Source organism: Mycobacterium sp., from assembly GCF_049683355.1.
Classification (GTDB): Bacteria; Actinomycetota; Actinomycetes; order Mycobacteriales; family Mycobacteriaceae; genus Mycobacterium.
The window spans coordinates 1-4508 of sequence record NZ_JBAUJB010000304.1; the positions used below are offsets into that span (position 1 = coordinate 1).

The following is a 4508-nucleotide window of genomic DNA, read 5'->3' on the forward strand; positions in this document are numbered from 1 at the left end:
GTGGACGACGGCGGCACGCCGGACGACGTGTGCGCGGCAGAGGTGTTCGCGTCGTTCACCCGGTGCGGTCGGGTGCACGCCGTGGCCGCCCGCATCGAGCGGTACCGCGACCACTGGCGCATGGTCGCACTGCAGATCGGCTGAGCCTCAGCGCTTGCTGTCCTTGGCGTGGCGGCCCCGCTGGCGGGCGGCTTCGCGACGCTCGCGACGGCTGCCGCCGCCGCCGTTGCCGGAGGGTCCTGGAGGTTTCGCCCCGCCGGAGCGTTTGACCTCGACCGAGCCGTCCTCCGACGGCCCGGAGTAGGTCAGCGGTTGGGCCTTGTCATCGATGCCCTTGGCGCGAAGGCCGGCACCTGCCGGCCGCTGCTTGGTGGCCACACCGCCCTGTCCTGCGGCCGCCGCGGCCGCGAACTCGGCGAGGCCGGGCGGGGCCGCCTGCGCCGAGACCGACGGACCGGCCGTGGCCTCGACCTGCACGTTGAACAGGAAGCCGACCGACTCCTCCTTCATGCCCTCGAGCATGCCGACGAACATGTCGTAGCCCTCGCGCGCGTACTCCACCTCGGGACGCTGCTGCGCCAGACCGCGCAGCCCGATTCCTTCGCGCAGGTAGTCCATCTCGTAGAGGTGTTCGCGCCACTTGCGGTCCAGGACGTTGAGCAGCACGTTGCGTTCCAGCTGGCGCATCGCGCCCTCGCCGGCGATCTCCTCGAGCTCGGCCTCACGCGTGGCGTAGGCCCGTTCGGCATCCTTGAGCAGCGCGTCGAGCAGCTCCTCGCGGGTCAGTTCGCCCGGCTCGCCGACGGCGTCGGAGTCGATCAGGTCGTGGTGGTCGATACCCACCGGGTAGAGGGCCCGCAGCCCCTCCCAGAGCTTCTCCAGGTCCCAATCCTCGGAGTAGCCCTCGGCGGTGGCGCCGTCGACGTAGGCGGTGACCACGTCGGTGAGCAGGTTCTGGGCCTGCTCGGCGAGGTTCTCCCCTTCCAGGATGCGGCGGCGCTCGGCGTAGATGACCTTGCGCTGCTGGTTCATCACCTCGTCGTACTTGAGGACTTCCTTGCGGATGTCGAAGTTCTGCTGCTCGACCTGGGTCTGCGCGCTCTTGATGGCCCGCGAGACCATCTTGGCCTCGATGGGCACGTCGTCGGGCAGGTTCAGCCGGGTCAGCAGCGTCTCCAGCGTCGCGCCGTTGAACCGTCGCATCAGCTCGTCGGCCAGCGACAGGTAGAAGCGGGACTCACCAGGGTCGCCCTGGCGGCCCGAGCGGCCACGCAGCTGGTTGTCGATGCGGCGCGACTCGTGACGCTCGGTGCCGAGCACGTAGAGCCCACCCGCGGCGACGACGTCCTTGGCCTCGGCGGCGGCCTCCGCCTTGACGTGCGGGAGGTCCTCGTGCCAGGCGGTCTCGTATTCGTCAGGGGTCTCGACGGGGTCGAGACCGCGCTGCCGCAGCCGCTTGTCCAGCAGGTAGTCGACGTTGCCGCCGAGCATGACGTCGGTGCCGCGGCCGGCCATGTTGGTGGCGACGGTGATGGCGCCCAGCCGGCCCGCCTCGGCGATGATGCCGGCTTCCTGCTCGTGGTACTTCGCGTTGAGGACGTTGTGCGGGATCCGGCGCTTCTGGAACTGGCGCGACAGGAACTCCGAACGCTCCACGCTGGTGGTGCCGATCAGCACCGGCTGGCCCTTCTCATAGCGCTCGACGACGTCGTCGACGACCGCGATGAACTTGGCCTCCTCGGTCTTGTAGATCAGGTCGGACTGGTCGGTGCGGATCATCGGCATGTTCGTCGGGATCGTCACCACGCCGAGCTTGTAGATCTCGTGCAGCTCGGCCGCCTCGGTCTCGGCGGTGCCCGTCATGCCGGCGAGCTTGTCGTAGAGGCGGAAGTAGTTCTGCAGGGTGATGGTGGCGACCGTCTGGTTCTCCGCCTTGATCTCCACCTGCTCTTTGGCCTCGATGGCCTGGTGCAGGCCCTCGTTGTAGCGACGCCCGATCAGCACGCGGCCGGTGAAGTCGTCGACGATGAGCACCTCACCGTTGCGCACGATGTAGTGCTTGTCGCGCTCGAAGAGCTCCTTGGCCTTGAGCGCGTTGTTCAAGTAGCTGATCAGCGGCGAGTTCGCGGCCTCGTAGAGGTTCTCGATACCCAGTTGGTCCTCGACGAACTCGACACCGATCTCGTGCACGCCGACGGTCCGCTTCTTGATGTCGACCTCGTAGTGGGTGTCTTTTTCCATCAGCGGCGCCAGCCGGGCGAACTCCGGGTACCAGTTGGAACCGCCGTCGGCGGGGCCGGAGATGATCAGCGGGGTGCGGGCCTCGTCGATGAGGATCGAGTCGACCTCGTCGACGATCGCGAAGGTGTGCCCGCGCTGGACGCAGTCCTCCAACCGCAACGCCATGTTGTCGCGCAGGTAGTCGAACCCGAACTCGTTGTTGGTGCCGTAGGTGATGTCGGCGTTGTAGGCCGCCCGGCGCTCTTCGGGGGTCATCTGCGACAGGATCACGCCGACGTCCAGGCCCAGGAAGCGGTGGATGCGGCCCATCTGCTCGGCGTCGCGTTTGGCCAGGTAGTCGTTGACGGTGACGATGTGCATGCCCTTGCCGGCCAGCGCATTGAGATAGGCGGGCAGCACCGCGGTCAGCGTCTTGCCCTCACCGGTCTTCATCTCGGCGACGTTGCCGAAGTGCAGCGCGGCGCCACCCATCACCTGGACGTCGAAGTGCCGCTGGTTGAGCACCCGCCACGCCGCCTCGCGGGCGACGGCGAACGCCTCCGGCATCAGGTCGTCGAGGTCCTCGCCGCCGGCCAGGCGGTCCCGGAACTCGTCGGTCTTGGCGCGAAGTTCCGCGTCGGACAGCTTCTCGATGTCGTCGGACAGGGTGTTGACGTAGTCAGCCACCCCCTTGAGGCGCTTGACCATGCGGCCTTCACCGAGACGGAGCAACTTTCCCAGCACGCTGTTTCCTCTTTGTTGATGGCGGCACGCGTTTAGACGGACACCATCGTAGGTGACGCACCGAAATCGCTGGTCGAGCGTGTCAGGCGCGTCGCCTTCGGCCCCGCGGGGTCAGGCCAAGCTTGATCAGGCCAAGCTTGATCAGGCCAGCTTGATGAGGCCGTAGTCGTAGGCGTGCCGCCGGTAGACCACGCACGGCCGGTCGCTGTCCTTGTCGTGGAACAGGAAGAAGTCGTGGCCGACGAGCTCCATCTCGTAGAGGGCGTCGTCGACGGTCATCGGGATGGCGCGGTGCTCCTTGGTGCGGACGATCCGTCCGGGCTCGTGGTCGTCGACGGCGACGTCGTTGTTGTTCTGGGCCGGCTCCTGCAGCGGGGTGAACCCGTCGACCAGGTGGTCCAGCGAGGTGGCCTCGTGCAGCGACACCGGCGTCTTGTCGCCGTAGTGGATCTTGCGGCGGTCCTTGCTCTTGCGGAGCCGGCGTTCGAGCTTGCCTGCCGCCGATTCGAGGGCGGCGTAGAAGCTGTCGGCGCAGGCTTCGCCACGGACGACGGGTCCACGCCCCTTGGCGGTGATCTCGACGTGCTGGCAGTTCTTCCGCTGGCGGCGGTTGCGCTCGTGATACAGCTCGACGTCGAAGAGGTAGATGGTGCGGTCGAAGCGTTCCAGGCGAGACAGCTTCTCGGAGACGTAGTTACGGAAGTGGTCGGGGACCTCGACGTTTCGGCCCGTCACCGCCACCTCGGCGTTCGGAGTAGGTTCGGCCGATCCCTCAGTGCTCGGGTCCACCACCATCGTGCTGTCTGATTCCATGGAATGACTTGACATACTTGGCAACTCGATTCTGTTTCGCGTGTGCACACTTGCGCGTGCCCGGCTATACGAAGAAATCGCGCCGACGAGGCTGTCCTGGTTGCGCCGCTCGCCGGTGCAAGGTGTCGACTACTCACCTCCTACCGCTGGGCGCGATACCGGCGTCTCCTGTGTGAATCGCCGCCGTGAGATGTTCACGGATGGTTGGTGCCGACGGTAGTCCGTGTTCACCTGGTCGTGCCACTGATTCGGCAGACGTGTTTTCAGTTCTTCATGTCCGCTTGATCTGACGGCAATGCTCAGGCGTGCGCCAGCGCGAGGACGGCGACGACGTCGGCGCCGCACGTTTGCAGGACCCGGACCGATTCGGCGGCGGTGGCGCCGGTGGTCACCACGTCGTCGACCACCACGACGGGCCCCGTCACCGGCGTGGTGATGCGGATGCGCCCGGCGATGTTGCGTTGCCGGGCGGCGCTGGAGAGCCCGACGGAGTCGCGGGTGAAGGCCCTCATCCGCAGCACCGGGGCGACGGTCAGGCCGTGGTGGCCCTCGATGGCCCGGTGGGCGAGGCGGGTGACGGGGTCACCACCGCGACGTCTGGCCGCCGAGCGGCGAGTGGGTGCGGGTACCACCGACAGCGGGGTGTCGAGCAGCCCCCACGTCAGCAGGTGATCCAGCGCGGTGTGCAACGCCCGGGCCAGCGGTGCGAGCAGGTCGGCGCGGCCCCGCTC

Annotated in this window: 4 protein-coding genes; 1 reads left to right on the forward strand and 3 read right to left on the reverse strand. The window is 67.4% G+C overall.

Going from position 1 to position 4508, the window contains the following annotated elements; all coding sequences use genetic code 11:
* Positions 1–42: 42 nt before the first annotated feature.
* Positions 43–144, forward strand: a complete 102-nt coding sequence (locus WA944_RS17590; protein ID WP_526611175.1) for an Rv3235 family protein — start codon at positions 43–45, stop codon at positions 142–144.
* 3 nt (positions 145–147) lie between these two features.
* Here the strand turns inward: WA944_RS17590 and secA are convergent, their stop codons facing one another.
* From secA to WA944_RS17605, 3 genes are all read right to left on the reverse strand, one after another.
* Positions 148–2964, reverse strand: a complete 2817-nt coding sequence (gene secA, locus WA944_RS17595) for a preprotein translocase subunit SecA (RefSeq protein ID WP_526647189.1) — start codon at positions 2962–2964, stop codon at positions 148–150.
* Positions 2965–3105: 141 nt separating this feature from the next.
* The gene (gene hpf / locus WA944_RS17600; RefSeq protein WP_526373094.1) at positions 3106–3792 is read right to left on the reverse strand and encodes a ribosome hibernation-promoting factor, HPF/YfiA family; all 687 of its coding nucleotides are present in this window, start codon (positions 3790–3792) and stop codon (positions 3106–3108) included.
* Between the two features lie 284 nt (positions 3793–4076).
* Positions 4077–4508: ComF family protein (locus tag WA944_RS17605; RefSeq protein ID WP_526647190.1), on the reverse strand; the 432-nt coding region annotated here is incomplete at its 5' end.

Bases quoted from the DNA above. Each gene is read 5' to 3' on its own strand.
- hpf (WP_526373094.1), bottom strand. From the start codon at position 3,792: ATGTCAAGTCATTCCATGGAATCAGACAGCACGATGGTGGTGGACCCG.